This is a genomic window from Brevibacillus thermoruber 423, from assembly GCF_000454065.1.
GTDB classification, from domain to species: domain Bacteria; phylum Bacillota; class Bacilli; order Brevibacillales; family Brevibacillaceae; genus Brevibacillus; species Brevibacillus thermoruber.
In genome coordinates, this window is the sequence record NZ_KE695653.1 from 1 (window position 1) to 18,011 (window position 18,011).

An 18,011-nucleotide genomic window follows, 5' to 3' on the forward strand; every position below is an offset into this window, starting at 1 on the left:
CTAGCTAATGCGCCGCAGGCCCATCCGCAAGTGGTAGCTTGCGCCACCTTTCCGCACCCTCTCATGCGAGAGGATGCCCTATCCGGTATTAGCGTAAGTTTCCCTACGTTATCCCGGTCTTGCGGGCAGGTTGCCTACGTGTTACTCACCCGTCCGCCGCTAACCTGTCTGAAGCAAGCTCCAAACAGGTCCGCTCGACTTGCATGTATTAGGCACGCCGCCAGCGTTCGTCCTGAGCCAGGATCAAACTCTCCAATAAAGTTGAGTTGAATCATTAGCTTCAAGAAAAAGAATTGCTAGGCTCGTTCAACGCTTTCGCTGTTCAGTTTTCAAGGAGCATTTCGTGTCGAACATTTGCTACTATATCACATTCGACTTTCGAGAGTCAAGATCTTTTTTCTATCAATCTTCGAGATCGTTTCTCTCATTTCGTCATCGCTCATCGGCGACAAGGAATAATCTATCACATTACAAAAACAAAATCAAGGGTAATTTTAAAAGTTTTTTTGTGTCAAAAACGGGTGGTGACAAAAGGAATGTCCCCTCCTGTTCGTGGAGGGGACACTGTGCCTCTGCTGCAGCTTCCATACGAAAAAGGAACGTTCATCCTCAAGCCTGTATGGAAACGGCACCGCGCTTTTTGAGAAATTGATACATCAGTACGGCGACCATCGCCGCCAGTCCAGTGCCCATGTAGACGGCTTCCGGGAAGATCAGCAGAACGCCTGCCCCGATCAAGACCAGGCGCATCGCCCAGTTCAGCCTGGTTAACAGGAACCCTTCGGTGGCGGCAGCCAGCGCCAGGACGGCCAGAATGGTGGTGACGGCAGCAACGGCGATGTCCAGCACGCTGGAGTTGAGGATCATCAGGCCCGGTTTGTAGATGAAGATAAACGGGACGATAAACCCGGCCAGCGCCAGCTTGCAGGAGATCCAGCCGGTCCGCTGCGGATCGGAACCGGCAATCCCCGCTCCGGCAAATGCGGCCAGCGCAATGGGCGGCGTCAGATTGGCAATCGCTCCAAAGTAAAAGACAAACAGATGGGACGCCAGCGGGTCGACGCCGAACGTGGACAGCGCCGGCGCCGCCATCGTCGCGGTGATGATGTAGCACGGGATCGACGGCAGGCCAAGCCCCAGAATGATGGAGGCGATCATCGTGAAAAACAGCGTCATGAACAGGCTGCCCGAGCCCATCATCAGGATGATGTTGGCCAGTTTCAGACCCAGGCCGGTGAGGCTGAACACGCCTACGGTAATCCCGACGGACGCGCAGGCGGCCGCCACGCCCAGCGTATCGCGCACGCCGGTTTCCAGCGCTGCCAGAATGTCGCGGAACCCCATCCGGCTGGACGGGCGCAGCGCGGCGATGATCACGGTAGCCACGATCGTTACCACCGCCACGAGCGTGGGCGTGTAGCCCATCATCAGCAGCGCCACCAGCAGGATCAGGGGCAGCAGCAGATGCCCGCGCTCGCGAAGGACGTCCTTTACCTTCGGCAGTTCGTCCCTGCTCAGCCCTTGCAGGTTGTCGCGGTCCGCGCGCAGGTGCACCTGGACGAGCAGGCCGAAGTAATACATCACCGCCGGAATCAGCGCCGCGATGGCAATCGTGACGTACGGCACCCCCAGCGTCTCGGCCATGATGAAAGCGGCCGCTCCCATGACCGGCGGGAGGATTTGACCGCCCACGGCAGCCGTTGCTTCCACTGCCGCGGCGAACTCCGGCTTGTAGCCGACGCGCTTCATCATCGGAATCGTAAAGGAACCGGTCGTCACCACGCTGGCGACGGCCGAGCCGTTGATCGACCCGTGGACCGCGCTGGCAATCACCCCTACTTTGGCCGGACCGCCCTTGCTGCTGCCGGCCAGTGCCAGCGACAGGTCGTTAAACAGGGTGCCCATGCCGGATTTGGAGAGAAACGCGCCAAAGATGATGAACAGAATGATGAACGACGCGGATACCGCGATGGCGTCGCCAAAAATCCCTTCCGTCGTCACGTACATGTAGTTGAAGATATCGCTCAGCGTATACCCCCTGTGGCCAAATTCGCCCGGCAGGTACGGACCGAGATAGGCGTACGCGACAAAAATGGCGGCCATCGCCGTCAGCTCCCAGCCGGCCACGCGGCGGGACGCTTCCAGCACCAGGAGACAGGTGATCGTGGCAAAGGTCACGTCCAGCGCAGACGGAATCCCTCCGCGGTTGACGATGTCCAGGTAATAGATAAAAATATAGCCGGCCGTGCCCAACGACACTACGGCCAACACCGCGTCCAGAAGCGACAGATGTTTGCGGGACGCCTTTTTTCGGCCCGGGTACAGCAAAAAGATGAGGCATAACACGATGGCCACGTGCAGCGACCGATGCTTCAAGGTCACAAACGGAATCGCGTACGCGGCGTACAAGTGATACAGGGCGAAAGCGATCGCCACACCGGAGACCAGGAGGCGCAGCCACTTTTTCTCAAACACGCGGTAGCGGGCTTCCATGTCGTACTCCTCCAGGACAGCCTGGGCCTTGCTCTCGTTCAAGCGGATTTCCTCCTGGTTGGGCAGGTTTGCCTGCGTGCTCACCTACACGTCACTTCCTTTCTGCTTCAACCTGTATAGATACCGGTACCACCACGGGAACCACTTGACTGACAGCTCCAACGACGTACCCATCGGCAATACTTCGGATAATTTCCACTGTTGGCCTCCCGCGGTCAGCTTGTAATCCTTCCGGGAGATGACATACAGGACGCTGTCCCGCTGTTCGTGCAGTCCGGATACCGTGATCCAGCCGTCGTGGACCGCGACAACCGCGTCGGCAAACGCGGTCGGAACGCCCGCTCCAAACGATTGAAACGAGGTCTCGGCCAGCTCCATGCCGCGCAGCCAATGGACCCGGTACGTTTCCCGCCACGGGGTCAGCTCCACCGAATGAACCCATTCCATCTCAAAGCGGTCGTCCATCCCGAGCGGCACCGCTCCGATGATCTCCTGCCGCTGAAAGTCCTTCAGCAGCAAAAAGGGGTGGGGCCCTGTCAGGACGAGCCCCACAACGAGGAGGAACACGCACATCGCCCGTCTCTTCATGCCGTCATCCCTCCCGCATCCCTGGCGAATCGGTTTTCAAAATGATCCGGATTAGTTGAGAGCGCCGATTTCCTTGTAGTATTTTTCGGCCCCCGGATGGAGCGGCACCACCAGATTATTGCCCGCTTCCTTCGGGTCGATCTCCTTCGCGGCGCTGTGGGCGCCCTTCAGCGTGTCGAGGTTTTCAAAGAAGGCCTTGGTCAGCTTGTACACCTGATCGTCAGACAAGTCGCCGCGAACCAGCATCAAGTTGCGAATCGCGGCGGTCGGCACCGGCTGGTCGTTTTTGTACAAGCCCGCCGGAATTTCCGCCGACACGAAGAACGGGAACTGCTGCGCCATTTTCTCCACGTCTTCCTTTTTGATCGGCACGATCTCCACGTCCTTGGTGGTCATCAGGTCGATCACCGTGGAGTTCGGCAGACCGGATGTGACGAAGGCGGCGTCGATCGTGTTGTTCTTCAACTGCTCGACCGCCTCGGCATAAGAGAGGTAGTCCGCCTTGATGTCGTTGTAGGTGAGGCCGTGCCCGGCCAGCACCATCCGCGCGTTTACCTCCACCCCGGAGTTGGGAGCGCCCACGCCGACGCGCTTGCCTTTCAGGTCAGCCACGGATTTGATGTTGCGGTCTTTCAGCGTGACGATCTGCACGTAGTTGAGATACAGGCCGGCCATGGCCTTCAGGTCCTTGACGGCGCCGGTATCCTTGAAGTTTTCCTGGCCGTTGTAGGCAAACGAGGCCACGTCCGACATGACGAACGCCATGTCCGCCTTTTTGGTCTTCAGCAGGTTGATGTTTTCCACGGACGCGCCGGTGGATTGGACGGATGCGTTGTAGCCCAGCTTGTCCTTGTAGATCTTGGCCATCGCGCCGCCGATCGTGTAGTACGGACCGGAGCTTCCCCCGGTGGCGATGGTCAAAAACTTCTGCTCGGCAGCGCCGCCGGATGCACTGCCCCCTCCCGGCGCAGGCGAAGATTGGCTGCTGCAGGCCGCCACGGAGAGCACCAGCAGCGTGGAAGACAAGATGGTCAGCATTTTCTTCAACACGACAATTCCCCCTTTTCTGGTTTGAAACCGTTTACACCCCTACTTGCAAGCAAATGCCGTGCCAACTGACACACATGCCGAAACACGACGAATTTTGCCGTTTTTCCTGCCGCCGCCCACGAAAAACCGGCAAAAAAATCCCGCCCGCACGGAATTTTTTGCCGGTTCGACAATGGATTACGAGAATGACTCCGATTCCAGGTATTGTTTCAATTTTTGCCGCAGCCCCCGCTCGCTGATGCCCAACTGGTCCGCCGTCTTTTTCCGGTGGCCGCCGTTTCGCTCCAGGGTGTAGAGAATGATCCGCCGCTCCGCCTCCTCCAGGGACATGCCGGCCGGGATAAAGACGCCCTCCTGTCCGGCAGGGGCCGTCCGGCTGCCTGATGGCCGCTCGCTGACGGAAAACGGCAGGTCCTCTGTCGTGATGATCTCTCCCTGAGAAAGGGCGACCGCGTACTCGACGATGTTGGCCAGCTCCCGCACGTTGCCCGGATAGGAGTAGGCGTACAACCGTTTGAGCGCCTCCGGGCTGCACACTTTCTTTCCCTTGCCCAGATTGACGGCGTACAGGTCGAGGAAGTGTTCGATCAAAAGCGGGATGTCCTCGCGCCGCTCCCGCAGCGCCGGAGTGCGGATCGGGATGACGTTGAGGCGGTAAAACAGGTCTTCGCGAAACGCTCCCCGCGCCACTTCCTCCTCCAGATTCCGGTTGGTGGCGGCGATGATGCGGATATCCACCTCTTTTGCCTCGTAACCGCCGAGCGGCGTCACCGTCCGCTCCTGAATGACGCGCAGCAGCTTGGCCTGCAGGGCCAGCGGCATTTCCCCGATCTCGTCGAGAAACACCGTGCCGCCGTGCGAGCGCTCAAACAGTCCGATTTTACGCTGAAACGCCCCGGTAAAGGCCCCCTTTTCGTAGCCGAACAGCTCGCTTTCCAGGAGCTGCTCCGGGATGGCGGCGCAGTTGACCACCGAAAACGGCGCGTGTCTGCGATTTCCCTGAAAGTGGACGGCCCGGGCTACCAGTTCCTTGCCCGTTCCGCTTTCGCCGGTGATCAGGATGCTGGAGGTGATGTCCTTCACTTTCTCGATCAACTGGTAGAGCTTTTGCATCGGCTGGCTTTTGCCGATGAGCCCGGCGTACGACTGCTGCTGCTTGACCGCTTCGCTCAGCACCTTTACCTGCCGGTGCAGATGCTGAAATTCCAGCGCCTTGTTTAAAAGCAGCCTGACCTCGTCCAGGTGCAGCGGCTTGGTCAGGTAGTGGTAGGCGCCGGCCTTCATGGCGGCGACGGAGGATTCGATCGTGCCGTACGCCGTCATCATGATCACGGTCACATCCGGCTTGACGCCTTTCAGCTTGGCGAGCAAATCCAGGCCGCACGTGTGTCCCAGGTTCAAGTCCAGCAGGACGCAGTCGATCGCTTCCTGCTGGACGACGGCCAGCGCGCTCGGCTCGTCCCCGGCCGTCCAGACCGTGTAATCGTCTTCCAGCGCAAACGACAGCGAGGCGCAGATGGCCGGTTCATCATCCACGATGAGCAAGTTGGGCATGGCTCTCCTCCTTTTCCTGTCGTTCAAACCATAGCGTAAACGTGGTTCCCTTCCCCTTCGCGCTGTTTGCCTCGATGCGGCCGCCGTGCTCCCGCATGATCCTGTCGCTCAGGTAGAGCCCCAGGCCGATTCCCTGGGCTTTGGTCGTATAAAACGGCTGGAACAGGTGGGGCAGCTCCTCCGGGTCCATTCCTTCCCCGGTGTCGCCCACCGCCAGTTCCACGCCGCCCGCCCCGCCGCCAGCACGGATGGTCAGGCGCTTGCGGGGGCTGGCCGCCATCGCTTCCAGCGCATTCATCACCAGGTTGATCAGCACCTGCTTCACCCGGGCGCGGTCGGCTCGAATCACCAGCTCGCCGGGCACCTCCACGACCACCTCCACCTGCTCGCGCTCCATCCGTCTGGCAAACAGGCCCAGCACGGAGCCGACCAGCTCCCGCAGCTCGACGTTCTGCATCTGCAGCGGCTTGGCACGGGAGTAGTCCAGCAGGTCCTCCAAAATGCGGTTCATCCGCTCCATCTCTTCCGGCACGTACCGCAGCAGCTCCGCCCGGAAGCGCTCGTCGTCCAGCTTTTTCGGAAGCAGCTCGACGAACGTCTTGATCGCGGTCAGCGGATTGCGCAGCTCGTGGGCGATGCCTGCCACCAACTGGCCGAGCGCCCGCATCTTTTCCTGGGCGACCAGCCGGGCCTGCAGCCGCTTCTGCTCCGTCCGGTCCTGCAGGCTGACGATCCATCCCACGTGCTCGTGGGACGCGTTGGCAAACGGCGCCATGTAGTAGTGAAAGACGCGGATGGAGCCGGGCTCCCACTGAAACTCCCCTTCGTACTGACGAGGGGCCAACTGCTCCAGCGGCGTCTCCAGCGGCAATTGCGGCAAGAGGGAGGAGATGTGGCGGCCCAACACGTCGTCGGACAAGGACAGCAGCCGGCGGGCCACCTGATTGACCAGCGTCACGTGGCCGCTCACGTCCAGCGAGAGGATGGCGCTCTCCGTGTTGTCCAGCACCTTGCGCTGAAACGCCAGCAGGTCGGCCAACGCCGCCGTCTGCCGTCGCACTTCCTCCTGCAGCCGTTTGTTCCAGGTAAAAATGGTCACCAGCGTCACAACCACGATCGCCATCGCGATCACCAGGGCGATGACCAGTTTTCGCCACCAGTCGGTGACATGCGGCGAATACGGTTCAAAGTACTGGCTGTACAGCCGCGTATAGGTGCCGTCCCGGTACAGTTGGTTCAGTCCTTTGTTCAGCTTGTCCAGCAGCTCGTAGTTGCCCTCCCGAACGGCAAAGGCGTAGTCGGTCGGGTTGATCAGGCCGGAACGCATCACAAAGTCGTCGCGCCTGCCCGCCTTGTCGAGGAAGTAGGCGGCGGTCCAGCGGTTGCCGATAAACGCGTCTGCTCTCCCCCGCATCAGATTGTCCAGGGCGTCCCGCTGGTTGAAGGAGACGAGCAGTTTCACCCTGCGGATGTCCTGCACCAGATCCATGCCGGTATTCCCCCGCTGCACCGCCACCACCTTTTCCTTCAAGTGGTTCAGGGTGTAGATGTCGCTGTCGGCTTTCGGAACCAGCAGCACCTCCGACATGGTGAAAAACGATTCGCTGAAGTCGACGACCCGATCGTACCGGCTGGTGTATTTCATCCCCAGCAGGACATCCGCTTTGCCGTGCAGCAGGTAGGAGACGGCATCCTCCCACTCCAGCGGCACGAACTCCAGCTCGAAGCCGTTTTGCTCGGCGATGGCCCGGATCAAGTCGACGTTAAACCCGGAGACGTCGCCGTGTTCGTCCGTGTAGGAAAACGGGGGCAGCTCCTTGTCAAAGACGACCCGCAGCACGTCGCCGGCTGACGCATTCGCGGGATACAGCCAGACCAAAGCCAGCAGGGCGATGGCCCACCATCGTCGGTTCACAGCGCTGTCCTCCTTTCGTCGCTTCGTCTTTCACACGGCCGCCAACCGGAAGAGGCCCCTGCCTGGCAGAGGCCCCCATCGTACCGGCGTTTTCTCCTGTAGGTGTCCCATCGTGCAGGTGTGTGAGCGGTCAGTTGTTGTGTAACATCTCAGCCGCCATGTCCGCCGCCTGTCTGATCCATCGCTTCTGTCGTCGGTTTGCTTGGGATCAGGCCGGACGTCGCGGTAATCGCATGTGCCGATATGCACGCCGTCCAGGGTGTAGACAGAAAATACGCACCCGCGCAAATTGTCAGACGGACGCGTGCTGCGCACGGCCTCCGCGTACATCGCCCGCAGCGATTCCAGCGGCAGGTTGCTGTATTCGGCCGCCTCCGAACCGGTCGCCCACCTGGCCACTTCCTCGTCGTTTCGCCATTCAAACAGCCGCACCAGGTCCGCTTCCGTGACCGGGCGCAGCTCCACTCGCTCTCCTTTGATCAATCGGATCCCCGCCTTTCGAAATGATGTATGCGAAAGCGCTTGCAAAATCATTCAAGATATGCTGCATAAACACCACTCCTTTCCCTTCGGCGGATGTTTCCATTCTAGCAAAAAACCACTCCCCGGCAAAGGGAGTGGTCGTGTGGCGTCAACGTCTCCGCCGCAGTTCGGCCAGCACGTCGTCGAGCGGCAGCTTTTGCTCCCGCAGGAGAACCAGCAGGTGGTAGATCAGGTCGGCCGCCTCGTATCGCAGTTCGTCGTGGCTGCGGTTCTTGGCGGCGATGATTACCTCCGCCGCTTCCTCTCCTACTTTTTTCAAAATCTTGTCGACGCCCTTTTCAAACAGATACGTGGTGTACGCCCCTTCCGGCCGTTCCGCCTCGCGGGAGGCGATCAGCCGCTCCAGCTCGTTCAGGATCGCAAACCGGTCAGGGACGGGCGCCTGCTCCGCTCCCTCCGCCGCTTCCCCTCCGTACGCGATCGCCCCGCCAAAGCAGGTGTACGAACCGGTGTGGCAGGCGGGGCCGTGGGGCACGACCTGCACGACCAGGGCGTCTCCGTCACAGTCGTACCGCATGGACACAATCCGCTGGGTGTGGCCGGACGTGGCTCCTTTGTGCCACAGTTCCTGCCGCGAACGACTCCAGAACCACGTCTCTCCTGTCTCCAGCGACTTCGCCAGCGACTCTTTGTTCATGTAGGCGAGCGTCAGCACCTCTTTGCTTACCGCGTCCTGCACGATGGCAGGAATCAGCCCGTTTTCGTCAAAGCGCAATTGCTCCCAGGGAATGGTTTGGGTCATGGCCGCACGACAACTCCTTTCGCAAGCAGGTACTCTTTGACCGCCTGAATCGATGTCTCTTCGTAGTGGAAAATGGACGCGGCCAGGGCGGCGTCCGCCTTGCCCTCCGTCAGCACGTCGTAGAAATGCTCCCGCGCTCCCGCGCCGCCGGACGCGATCACCGGAATGCCGACCGCCTCCGAGACCAGCCGCGTCAGCTCCACGCCGAAGCCTTTCTTTTCGCCGTCGTCGTCCATGCTGGTGAGCAGAATCTCGCCGGCGCCGAGCGCTTCCGCCTCCCGCGCCCAGTCGATCACGTCCCGGCCCGTGGCGTTGCGTCCGCCGTGGGTGTACACTTCCCAGCGGCCGGGGCCGACACGGCGGGCGTCGATGGCGACCACGACACACTGGGAGCCGAACACCGTCGCCCCTTCGCGGATCAGCTCCGGCCGCAGCACCGCCGCCGTGTTGAGCGAGATTTTATCCGCTCCGGCGCGCAGGATGCGCTTCATGTCCTCCACGCTGTTGATCCCGCCGCCGACGGTAAAGGGAATCGTGATGTTGGCCGCCGTCCGTTCGATCACGTCCACCATCGTCTTGCGCCCTTCGTGGGAGGCGGAGATGTCGAGGAAGACCAGCTCGTCCGCCCCTTCTTCGCTGTACTTTTTCGCCAGCTCCACCGGGTCCCCGGCGTCCCGCAGTCCGACGAACTGCACCCCTTTGACGACCCGGCCGTCTTTTACGTCCAGACAGGGAATGATGCGCTTGGCCAGCATGCTACTCACGCTCCTCCATCCGGGATAACGCTTCCGCCAAGGTGAACGCGCCCGTGTAGAGGGCTTTGCCGACAATCGCCCCCGAGACGCCGTCCGCCGTGCAGGCAGCGAGCGTCAGCAGATCGTCCAGCGCGCTTACGCCGCCCGAAGCGATCACCGATTTGCCGGTGGCTTTCGCCAGCCCGGCGATCTCCTCCACGTTGGGGCCGGTCAGCGTGCCGTCCCGGGCGATGTCCGTGTAGATGAACGTCTCCGCGCCGTACGAAACCAGCCGCTTCGCCAGCTCCACCGCCGACACGTCCGTCGTGGTCAGCCAGCCGCGGGTGGCTACCATGCCGTTGCGGCAGTCCAGGCCGATCGCCACGCTGTTCCCGTACCGGCGCAAAATCCGTTCCGTAAACGGTTCGTCCTCAATGGCGGCCGTGCCGAGAATGACGCGGGCGACCCCCGCCTCGAGATAGCCGGCAATCTGCCCTTCCGTGCGGATGCCGCCGCCCACCTGCACCGGTACCGGCACGGTGCGGGCGATCTCCTTGATCAGTTCGCCGTTGACCGGCTGTCCCTCCTTGGCCCCGTCCAGGTCGACCAGGTGCAGCCAGGACGCTCCCTGGGCCACCCACTGGCGGGCCATCTCCAGCGGCGAATCGGCGTACACCGTCTCCTGCGCGTAGTCACCCTGGAACAGCCGCACGCATTTGCCGCCGCGAATATCGATAGCCGGATAGATCGTAAACCTCATGCCTTTCCCCCCTCGCACCGTCCGGCAAAGTTGCGCAGCAGCCGCATGCCGGTGTCGCCGCTCTTTTCCGGATGAAACTGCATGCCGAACACGTTGTCCCGCCCGACGATGGCGGTGACGTCCTGATGGTAGTCGCTGGTCGCCAACAGCACGGTCGGATCGCTCACCCGCACATGGTAGGAGTGAACAAAGTAGACGTAATCCCCGCTCTGCACGCCTTCCAGGAGAGGGTGCTCCTGCTTCACCTGCAGTTGGTTCCAGCCCATGTGCGGCACCTTGTAGTCGCCGCGGAAACGGACCGCTTCCCCGCCCAACAGGGAGAGGCCGGTGTGCGTGCCGTGCTCTTCGCTTTTTTCAAACAGGAGCTGCATGCCGAGGCAGATGCCGAGAACCGGCCGGACGGACGCCGCGTACGCGCGAATGCCCTCCTCCAGTCCAAGCCGGCGGATGTTGGCCATCGCGTCGCCAAACGCCCCGACTCCCGGCAGGATCACGCCCGCAAAGTCGTCCAGCCGCTCCGGGCGGGAGACGAACTCATAGGCGTATCCGAGCCGTTCCAGCGCTTTGCTCAAGCTGTACAGATTGCCCATGCCGTAGTCGATAATGCCGATCATCGTCACAAAACCCCTTTGGTGGACGGTACGCCTTTGACGCGCGGATCGATCGTCGTCGCTTCGTCCAGGGCGCGGCCGAGCGCTTTGAAAATGGCTTCGATCATGTGGTGCGTATTGTGGCCGTAGTGCAGGATTACGTGCAGGTTGATCCGCGCCTCCAGGGCGAACTTCCAGAGAAACTCGTGCACCAGCTCGGTGGGAAACTGCCCGACCACCGGCGACGGGTACGCTGCCCGGTACTCCAGGTGGGGCCGGTTGCTGATGTCGATGACCACCTGCGCCAGCGCGTCGTCCATCGGCACGAAGGCGTTGCCGTAGCGCTTGATGCCCTTTTTGTCGCCCAACGCTTCGCGCAGCGCCTGGCCGAGGCAGATGCCGATGTCCTCGACGGTGTGGTGGTAGTCGATCTCGATGTCCCCTTTTGCCTTCACGGTCAGATCAAAGTGTCCGTGGCGGGTAAACAGGTCCAGCATGTGGTCGAGAAACGGCACGCCGGAGTCCTGTCTGCTTTCCCCCGTGCCGTCGACGGCAAAGGAAAGGGCGATGTCCGTTTCGTTGGTCGTGCGCGCGATCTGCGCCGCCCGTCTGTTGTCGCTCATGATTGGTCACGCTCCTGCTCTTCTTTGGCAAAGTCGTTGAGCCGCTCCTGAATGGCCCGTCCGTGGGCGGCCAGCCCTTCCTGTTCCGCCAGGGCGACGATTTTATGGCCGTGCTCTTGTAGGTCCCGTTTGCTGTAGGACACCACGCTCGATTTTTTCACAAAGTCGTCCACCGACAGCGGCGAGGAGAAACGGGCCGTGCCGTTGGTGGGGATGACGTGGTTGGTGCCGGCGAAATAGTCCCCGACCGGCTCCGAGCTGTACGGTCCGAGGAAAATGGCCCCGGCGTTTTCCACCTTGCCCAACTGGTCAAACGGGTTGTCGATCATGATCTCCAGGTGCTCGGGGGCGAGCCGGTTGATCACCGCAAATCCCTCGTCCAGATCGTTCACCAGCAAAATGGCGCCATAATCGCGCAGCGCCGCCTCAGCAATCTGGCGGCGGGGCAGTTCGGTCAACTGCCGCTCCACTTCCTGCGCCACCGCTTCCGCCAGCGCGCGGGACGGCGTCACCAGCACGGCGGCCGACATCGGATCGTGCTCCGCCTGGGACAGCAGGTCGGCGGCCACGTAACGCGGGTTGGCCGTCTCGTCAGCCAGCACGACGATCTCGCTCGGGCCGGCCACCATGTCGATGCTGACCAGGCCGAATACTTCCCGTTTCGCCAGCGCCACGAAGATGTTTCCCGGCCCGACGATTTTGTCCACCGGCTTGATCTGCGCGGTGCCGTAGGTGAGGGCGGCGATCGCCTGCGCGCCGCCCACCTTGTAGATTTCGTTCACGCCGGCGATGCCGGCCGCCACCAGAATCGCCGGATTGATCCTGCCATCCGGTCCCGGCGGCGTGGCAATGACCACTTCCGGGACGCCGGCAATCTTGGCCGGGATGGCGTTCATCAGCACGCTGGACGGATAGGCGGCCGTTCCGCCGGGCACGTACAGGCCGACGCGTTTCAGCGGCCGGACGATCTGCCCCAGCACGGTGCCGCTTTCCTTGGCGGTAAACCACGACTGGCGCACCTGCCGCTGGTGAAAATCGCGGATGTTGGCCGCCGCTTCCGTCAGCGCGGCTTTCACTGCGGGGGCCACCAGCGCCTCTGCCTCGGCGTATTCCGCCTCGCTCACCCGAAAGTTCTCCAGCCGGACCCGGTCAAACCGCTCCGTATATGCCCGGACAGCCTCGTCTCCCCGCTCCCGCACGTCGGCCAGAATGGCCCGCACCGCTTCCTGCTGTTCGCGCGTTCCCGTTTCCACCGAGCGTTTCGCGTCGAACTGATTGGCTTGCACAATTCGCATCATTGCCGGTTACCTCTCCTTTCCTAACGATTGGGGGCTCAGCGGGGGATGGCCTCCCAGAATTTTTGCGCGATGTCGTCCACGGCCTCGCTCTTCATCCGATAGCTGGCCCTGTTGGCGATCAGGCGGGTGGTAATGTCGCAGATGTGTTCCAGTTCCACCAGCCCGTTTTCTTTCAGCGTGCGGCCGGTGGAGACGATGTCCACGATCCTGTCCGCCAGCCCGATCAGCGGGGCCAGCTCGACGGAACCGTTCAGCTTGATCACCTCGACCTGCTGCCCCTGCTCGCGAAAATAGCGGGAGGCAATGCGCGGGTACTTGGTGGCAACGCGGGGCGCCTCGGTCTGTCTCCAGCCGGGCAGGCCGGCCACCACCATGCGGCAGCGGCCGATGCGCAAATTGAGCAGTTCGTACACGTCCCGCTCCTCTTCCAGCAGCACGTCTTTGCCCACCACCCCGACATCGGCCACGCCGTATTCCACGTAGGTGGGCACGTCCGTCGGCTTGGCCAGGATAAACTCCAGGCTGGCGTTTTCGACCGGGATGATCAGTTTGCGGGAATCCTGCAGTTCCGCCGTCACCTGCAGGCCGGCCTGCTGCAAAAAGTGGACCGCTTCCTCAAAGATCCGCCCTTTCGGCATGGCAATCGTCAATTTTTGCGCATTGTCGGAAAGACTCATCTCCTACTCCCCCTGTCCCGTAAGGCAGATAAATTCGCCGTCGGCCTGCTCCCGGCACACCGCCGCCTCCGCCTGGTCGCGCACCAACCGCGTCACGACGACCCGTCCCTCCTGACGCAGCCGCTGCGCCTCGGCCAGCCCGTCTTTGCGCCGTTCTTCCGTGTAGCAAAGCAGCACGGGCGGCTGTTCCGGCGACGGGGCCAGCGGCGTCACCTGCATCAGCCGGTCCATTTTGATGGCAAAACCGGTCGCCGGCGCGGGCCGTCCAAACTGGGCCAGCAAGCGGTCGTAGCGACCGCCTCCCACCAGCGGCGAGCCCAGATCGGCCGCATATCCTTCAAACACGACGCCCGTGTAGTAGTCCAGGTTGCTGATCAGGTTAAAATCGAGCAGCAGCGCATCGGTCACGCCGTACGCCTCCAGCGCCTGCCACAGCGAGAAGACGTTCTCGACGGCCCGGCGCGCTTTGCCGTTCGCCGTCAGCTCGCGGGCTTCGGCAATCTTGCCTTTGCCCCCGCGCAGCCGCAGCAGCGCATGCAGCCGGCGCCGATCTTCCGCCGAAATGTCCAATTCGTCGGCCAACTGCCGGAATCCGACAAAATCCCGCTCGTACAGGAACCGGCGGAACTGGCCGCGCACCGCCTCGTCCGGCGCCGTCTCCTCCAGCAGTCCCTCGACAAAGTCAACATGGCCGATCGCGATCCGGAACGTCTCCACCCCGGCCGCCCGCAGACAGAACACGGCGAGGGCAATCGCCTCCGCGTCGGCGTCCACGGTCCCGTCCCCGACCAGTTCGATGCCCGTCTGGAAAAACTCCGCGTTGCGGCCCGCTTCCTTTTCCTGGGCACGGAATACGTTGGTCTGGTAATACAGGCGAATCGGCAGCGGCACATCCTTATATAAAGAAGACACGACGCGGGCGATCGGCGTCGTCATGTCCGGCCGCAGCACGACGGTGTGACCCTGTTTGTCCAGCAGCCGGAACATCCGGTCGGTCAGCGTCGCGCTCGCCATCCCCACCGTGTCGAAATATTCCAGCGACGGGGTGACGATCTCCCGGTATCCCCACCGTTCAATGCACTGCCGGAGCGCCCGCTCCAAATGCCGTTGTCTCGCCAGTGATTCCGGCAGTATGTCCCGCATCCCCAGCGGTTTTTCAAATCCCAACGGCTTTGTCATCGCTCTTCCCTCCACACCGATTTCGCTTTACTCTGCTAATATGGTAGCAAACTAAAGTGTTATGTAGAAGATTATCACGGAAACTCCCGGCCGTCAACCGCAACAGGAATTATCGGGCAATTCAATCATCTCGACCAAAAACGAGCACAGCGTCCGGAAACAGCGAAAAGCCCCGGACGCGTTTTTCACGAAACCGCGTCTGGGGCTTCTGACGAAACAACCATCCCGCGACTACTCCGGCCGGTCGGAGCCTGCTTCCCGGATGATCTGCATCGGATTGCCGCCGACAAACGCACCGGGGGGCACGTCCTTGTGCACGACGGTGCCTGCCGCGACGATCGCCCCGTCGCCGATCGTCACGCCCGGCAGAATGGTGGAGTTGGCTCCCACCAGCACGCGGTCGCCGATGCGCACCTCGCCCAGCCGGTATTCGTCCACCAGATATTCGTGGGCAAGGATCGTGGTGTTGTAGCCGATGACGCAGTTGCGGCCGATTTTGATCAGTTCGGGAAACATGATGTCCATCATCACCATCAGGGCCACAGCCGTCTGCTCCCCCACCTCCATGCGCAAAAAGGTCCGATAGAGCCAGTTTTTCCAGGAGAGAAACGGCGTATAGCGGGCGATCTGAATCACGAGAAAGTTTTTGACCACTTTCCAAAAGCTGACGGTTCGGTACAACTGCCACAACGGGTTGGCCCCGTGGACGGGAAAACGCCTGGTCTGTCTCATCTGCTCGTCCTTTCTGCCTCGCCTTCTACAAGTCGGAATCGCTGTCTTCCAGGATCATGTCAGACTGTTTCTTGGAAAAGTGGACGGCGGCATTGTAGCCCATCCGCTTCAAACGGAAATTCATCGCCGCCACCTCGATGATGACGGCCAGGTTGCGGCCGGGGCGGACCGGCACGGTAATGATCGGGATTTCCGTGTCCATGATCTTGATCTTTTCTTCATCCAGTCCCAACCGCTCGTACTGCTTGTGCGGTTCCCACAGTTCCAGTTGGACCACCATGGCGATGTTCTTCACATTGCGCACGGCGCCGGCACCGAACATCGTCATCACGTTGATGATCCCGACCCCGCGGATCTCCAGCAGATGCTGGATCAGCTCCGGCGCGCTGCCGACCAGTTGGCCGCCCTGGGTCTGGCGAATCTCCACGGCGTCATCCGCCACCAGGCGGTGCCCCCGCTTCACCAGCTCCAGCGCCGCCTCGCTTTTGCCGATCCCGCTCGAACCGATGATCAGCACGCCCACCCCGTAAATATCGGTGAGCACGCCGTGGATCGTCGTCGTCGGCGCCAGCCGGTTTTCCAGGTAGTTGGTCACTTTTCCGACCAGGGTGGTCGTCGCCAGCGGGGATTGCAGCACGGGAACGCCGCGTTCGTTGGAGACCTCCAGCACTTCTTCCGGGACCGGCTGGTTGCGCGTCACACAAAAACAGGGCGTCCGCTCCTGCATCAAAAAGCGCATCCGTTCCAGCCGTTCTTCCCGGCTCAACGTCTGAAAAAAGTTGATTTCCGTCAAGCCGAGGAGTTGGATCCGTTCGTCCGCGTAATAGGAGTAGTAGCCGGCAAGCTGCAGCCCCGGCCGGCTCAAATCCGTAACGGTAATCTCCCGGCCCAGCCCCTCTTCGCCGCTTAACACTTTCATATGGAAATGCTCTGCCAGATGACTCACTTTTGTCTTGCGCACGTTTGATCCCCCTTGGCAAAATCCTCGTCCTGTTTCTGTATTTTCATTGTAGCGAAACCGCCGCCAAAGCGACAACCTTTGGCCAAACGCAGAATTGTCGCATCATTTACATTTTTCGACTTATTTCATAAGATAGAAATGATGCCGCTGAACCGTGTTATATATATTATTATAGAAGCGTTACATTCAGCTACATACCCTGGTCTAGATTGAAAGGAGGCAAGACCTTGGAGTTCCTCTTGCGATTCGTACTTATTGACGTACCCGAAGCCTTCTTGTTGCTGGCCATAGGTTTTGCCGTCTTCAATCGTTCCGTCTTCGAAGATTGGAAGAAAGCCTTGTTTTTCAGCATGCCGTTTTCCGCCGCCGGAGAAATTCTGGGCTTGTCGCAGGTCGCGTATCAACCGAAAATCTTGTTGATGTTTCTCTTTTACATACTTTTGCTGCGTGTTGTTTTCCGCACGAGACTGCTGCTGTCCGTAGCGATGGCGACGGCTGCCATGGGCAGCATGATCATGTCGGAATTTGTTCTCTTCATGATTTTTAACAGTCAACATATCTACTGGATCGACATCCTGGAAGGCAAGTGGCTGCAGTACGCCGCCAGTTTTCTCTATTTGCTCGTCCTGTTCCTGTTCACCAGTATCTTGCGCGTGCTGAAAGTGGACTTGGGACGGCTCATTCCCCGGAATCGGCACAACCGCTACCTGTTGATGCTGATTCTGATGGGCAGCGTCGAGTTTTTGCTGATCCTGTTTATGAATACGTCCTTTTTCATCCGGGACAACAACTCGCCGCTCTTCCAATTTTACACGCCCCAATTTCAATTGGTCTTTCAGCTTTTGATTCTGGCCTTGTTTATCGTCATTGTGATTCTGTTTCGAATCTATATCAATTTGACGATCAACCGTGTCGAAGAAGAGACGGAAACACCTTATTTGCAAAACATCAACGACCTGCTGACGGCCATCCGTTCGCTCAAGCACGATTCACTCAACCATTACACGGCGATCAACGGTTTTATCAAAGAAGGATTGCACGATCACGCTCGCGAATACGTACAGCAAATCCTGAAGGAGACCGTCTCCATCGAACAGGCGGCGGAGGCGAGCGTGCAGGTGCTGGAAGGCATCAAAAATCCCGCAGTCTCTTCCCTGCTTCAGTCCAAAATGGCAATCTGTCTGGCCGAACGGATTTCGTGTACCATTACCATCTCCGGCTCCGGTCAGTTTTCATTTATCAAGACCTACGACTTGATCAAGGTGCTGGGCAACCTGTTTGACAATGCCATTCGGGCCACCTCCCACGAGTTGGAGGAGGATCGTTACATACGCTTTGAGTGGGGGCAAACCAACAAGGAACAATACCTGTACATCGAGAACAGCGGTCCGACAATCCCGAAAGAAAAACTGCAGGAAATCTTTCAACTGGGCTATACCACGAAAAAGGACGGTGAGGGCGGAGTCGGTCTGGCGGTGGTCAAATCGGTGACCGAACGCTACGGCGGCAAGATTGCGGTGAAGTCCGAGAATGGCGTGACCAGTTTCCGTATTTCTTTTCTCTCCAAATAAA

At 60.4% G+C, this 18,011-nt stretch carries 17 protein-coding genes and 1 rRNA gene; 1 reads left to right on the forward strand and 17 read right to left on the reverse strand.

The window, feature by feature from the left end:
• From M516_RS0117330 to hprK, 17 genes are all read right to left on the reverse strand, one after another.
• Positions 1-259 (reverse strand): 16S ribosomal RNA (locus M516_RS0117330); the annotation flags it as partial.
• A gap of 350 nt (positions 260-609) precedes the next feature.
• Positions 610-2,577 carry a TRAP transporter permease gene (locus M516_RS0117335; protein WP_029100236.1) on the reverse strand — a complete coding sequence of 656 codons (1,968 nt, stop codon included), beginning with the start codon at positions 2,575-2,577 and terminating at the stop codon, positions 610-612.
• Positions 2,578-3,081, reverse strand: a complete 504-nt coding sequence (locus M516_RS24425; protein WP_029100237.1) for a DUF1850 domain-containing protein — start codon at positions 3,079-3,081, stop codon at positions 2,578-2,580.
• A 51-nt stretch (positions 3,082-3,132) separates the two neighbouring features.
• On the reverse strand, positions 3,133-4,128 hold the full coding sequence (locus tag M516_RS0117345) for a TAXI family TRAP transporter solute-binding subunit (RefSeq protein ID WP_029100238.1): 996 nt from the start codon (positions 4,126-4,128) through the stop codon (positions 3,133-3,135).
• A gap of 180 nt (positions 4,129-4,308) precedes the next feature.
• Entirely contained in the window at positions 4,309-5,685 is a 1,377-nt protein-coding gene (locus tag M516_RS0117350; protein ID WP_029100239.1) for a sigma-54-dependent transcriptional regulator, read from the reverse strand.
• A complete protein-coding gene (locus M516_RS23825; protein ID WP_051188281.1) occupies positions 5,660-7,600 on the reverse strand; it encodes a transporter substrate-binding domain-containing protein in 1,941 nt (646 codons plus the stop codon). The genes M516_RS0117350 and M516_RS23825 overlap by 26 nt, the downstream gene beginning before the upstream one ends.
• A gap of 30 nt (positions 7,601-7,630) precedes the next feature.
• Positions 7,631-8,083, reverse strand: coding sequence for a GNAT family N-acetyltransferase (locus M516_RS24430; RefSeq protein ID WP_081656612.1), 453 nt, complete (start codon positions 8,081-8,083; stop codon positions 7,631-7,633).
• A 148-nt stretch (positions 8,084-8,231) separates the two neighbouring features.
• Positions 8,232-8,885 (reverse strand): bifunctional phosphoribosyl-AMP cyclohydrolase/phosphoribosyl-ATP diphosphatase HisIE, encoded by a 654-nt coding sequence (gene hisIE / locus M516_RS0117365; protein WP_029100240.1) that lies wholly within the window; start codon positions 8,883-8,885, stop codon positions 8,232-8,234.
• On the reverse strand, positions 8,882-9,640 hold the full coding sequence (gene hisF, locus M516_RS0117370; RefSeq protein ID WP_029100241.1) for an imidazole glycerol phosphate synthase subunit HisF: 759 nt from the start codon (positions 9,638-9,640) through the stop codon (positions 8,882-8,884). Before hisF ends, hisIE begins: the two co-directional genes overlap by 4 nt.
• 1 nt (position 9,641) lies before the next feature.
• Positions 9,642-10,379 (reverse strand): 1-(5-phosphoribosyl)-5-[(5-phosphoribosylamino)methylideneamino]imidazole-4-carboxamide isomerase, encoded by a 738-nt coding sequence (hisA, locus tag M516_RS0117375; RefSeq protein ID WP_029100242.1) that lies wholly within the window; start codon positions 10,377-10,379, stop codon positions 9,642-9,644.
• Positions 10,376-10,993, reverse strand: a complete 618-nt coding sequence (gene hisH / locus M516_RS0117380) for an imidazole glycerol phosphate synthase subunit HisH (RefSeq protein WP_029100243.1) — start codon at positions 10,991-10,993, stop codon at positions 10,376-10,378. The genes hisA and hisH overlap by 4 nt, the downstream gene beginning before the upstream one ends.
• Positions 10,994-10,995: 2 nt before the next feature.
• Positions 10,996-11,592, reverse strand: a complete 597-nt coding sequence (gene hisB / locus M516_RS0117385) for an imidazoleglycerol-phosphate dehydratase HisB (protein WP_029100244.1) — start codon at positions 11,590-11,592, stop codon at positions 10,996-10,998.
• Complete coding sequence (gene hisD, locus M516_RS0117390; protein WP_029100245.1) at positions 11,589-12,887, reverse strand: histidinol dehydrogenase; 1,299 nt, start codon at positions 12,885-12,887, stop codon at positions 11,589-11,591. The genes hisB and hisD overlap by 4 nt, the downstream gene beginning before the upstream one ends.
• Before the next feature lie 38 nt (positions 12,888-12,925).
• Complete coding sequence (gene hisG, locus M516_RS0117395) at positions 12,926-13,567, reverse strand: ATP phosphoribosyltransferase (protein WP_029100246.1); 642 nt, start codon at positions 13,565-13,567, stop codon at positions 12,926-12,928.
• Positions 13,568-13,570: 3 nt separating this feature from the next.
• Complete coding sequence (locus M516_RS0117400) at positions 13,571-14,746, reverse strand: ATP phosphoribosyltransferase regulatory subunit (protein ID WP_029100247.1); 1,176 nt, start codon at positions 14,744-14,746, stop codon at positions 13,571-13,573.
• Between the two features lie 231 nt (positions 14,747-14,977).
• Complete coding sequence (locus M516_RS0117405; RefSeq protein ID WP_029100248.1) at positions 14,978-15,478, reverse strand: acyltransferase; 501 nt, start codon at positions 15,476-15,478, stop codon at positions 14,978-14,980.
• A gap of 25 nt (positions 15,479-15,503) precedes the next feature.
• Entirely contained in the window at positions 15,504-16,439 is a 936-nt protein-coding gene (gene hprK / locus M516_RS0117410) for an HPr(Ser) kinase/phosphatase (protein ID WP_029100249.1), read from the reverse strand.
• A 227-nt stretch (positions 16,440-16,666) separates the two neighbouring features.
• Between hprK and M516_RS0117415 the strand changes: the two genes are divergently transcribed.
• Entirely contained in the window at positions 16,667-18,010 is a 1,344-nt protein-coding gene (locus M516_RS0117415; protein WP_029100250.1) for a sensor histidine kinase, read from the forward strand.
• Position 18,011: the final 1 nt, after the last annotated feature.

Excerpts from the sequence above, each read along its gene's own strand:
- M516_RS24425 (WP_029100237.1), bottom strand. The coding sequence starts at position 3,081 with ATGAAGAGACGGGCGATGTGCGTGTTCCTCCTCGTTGTGGGGCTCGTC.
- M516_RS0117350 (WP_029100239.1), bottom strand. The coding sequence starts at position 5,685 with ATGCCCAACTTGCTCATCGTGGATGATGAACCGGCCATCTGCGCCTCG.
- hisIE (WP_029100240.1), bottom strand. The coding sequence starts at position 8,885 with ATGACCCAAACCATTCCCTGGGAGCAATTGCGCTTTGACGAAAACGGG.
- hisF (WP_029100241.1), bottom strand. The coding sequence starts at position 9,640 with ATGCTGGCCAAGCGCATCATTCCCTGTCTGGACGTAAAAGACGGCCGG.
- hisA (WP_029100242.1), bottom strand. The coding sequence starts at position 10,379 with ATGAGGTTTACGATCTATCCGGCTATCGATATTCGCGGCGGCAAATGC.
- hisH (WP_029100243.1), bottom strand. The coding sequence starts at position 10,993 with ATGATCGGCATTATCGACTACGGCATGGGCAATCTGTACAGCTTGAGC.
- hisB (WP_029100244.1), bottom strand. The coding sequence starts at position 11,592 with ATGAGCGACAACAGACGGGCGGCGCAGATCGCGCGCACGACCAACGAA.
- hisD (WP_029100245.1), bottom strand. The coding sequence starts at position 12,887 with ATGCGAATTGTGCAAGCCAATCAGTTCGACGCGAAACGCTCGGTGGAA.
- hisG (WP_029100246.1), bottom strand. The coding sequence starts at position 13,567 with ATGAGTCTTTCCGACAATGCGCAAAAATTGACGATTGCCATGCCGAAA.
- M516_RS0117400 (WP_029100247.1), bottom strand. The coding sequence starts at position 14,746 with ATGACAAAGCCGTTGGGATTTGAAAAACCGCTGGGGATGCGGGACATA.
- M516_RS0117405 (WP_029100248.1), bottom strand. The coding sequence starts at position 15,478 with ATGAGACAGACCAGGCGTTTTCCCGTCCACGGGGCCAACCCGTTGTGG.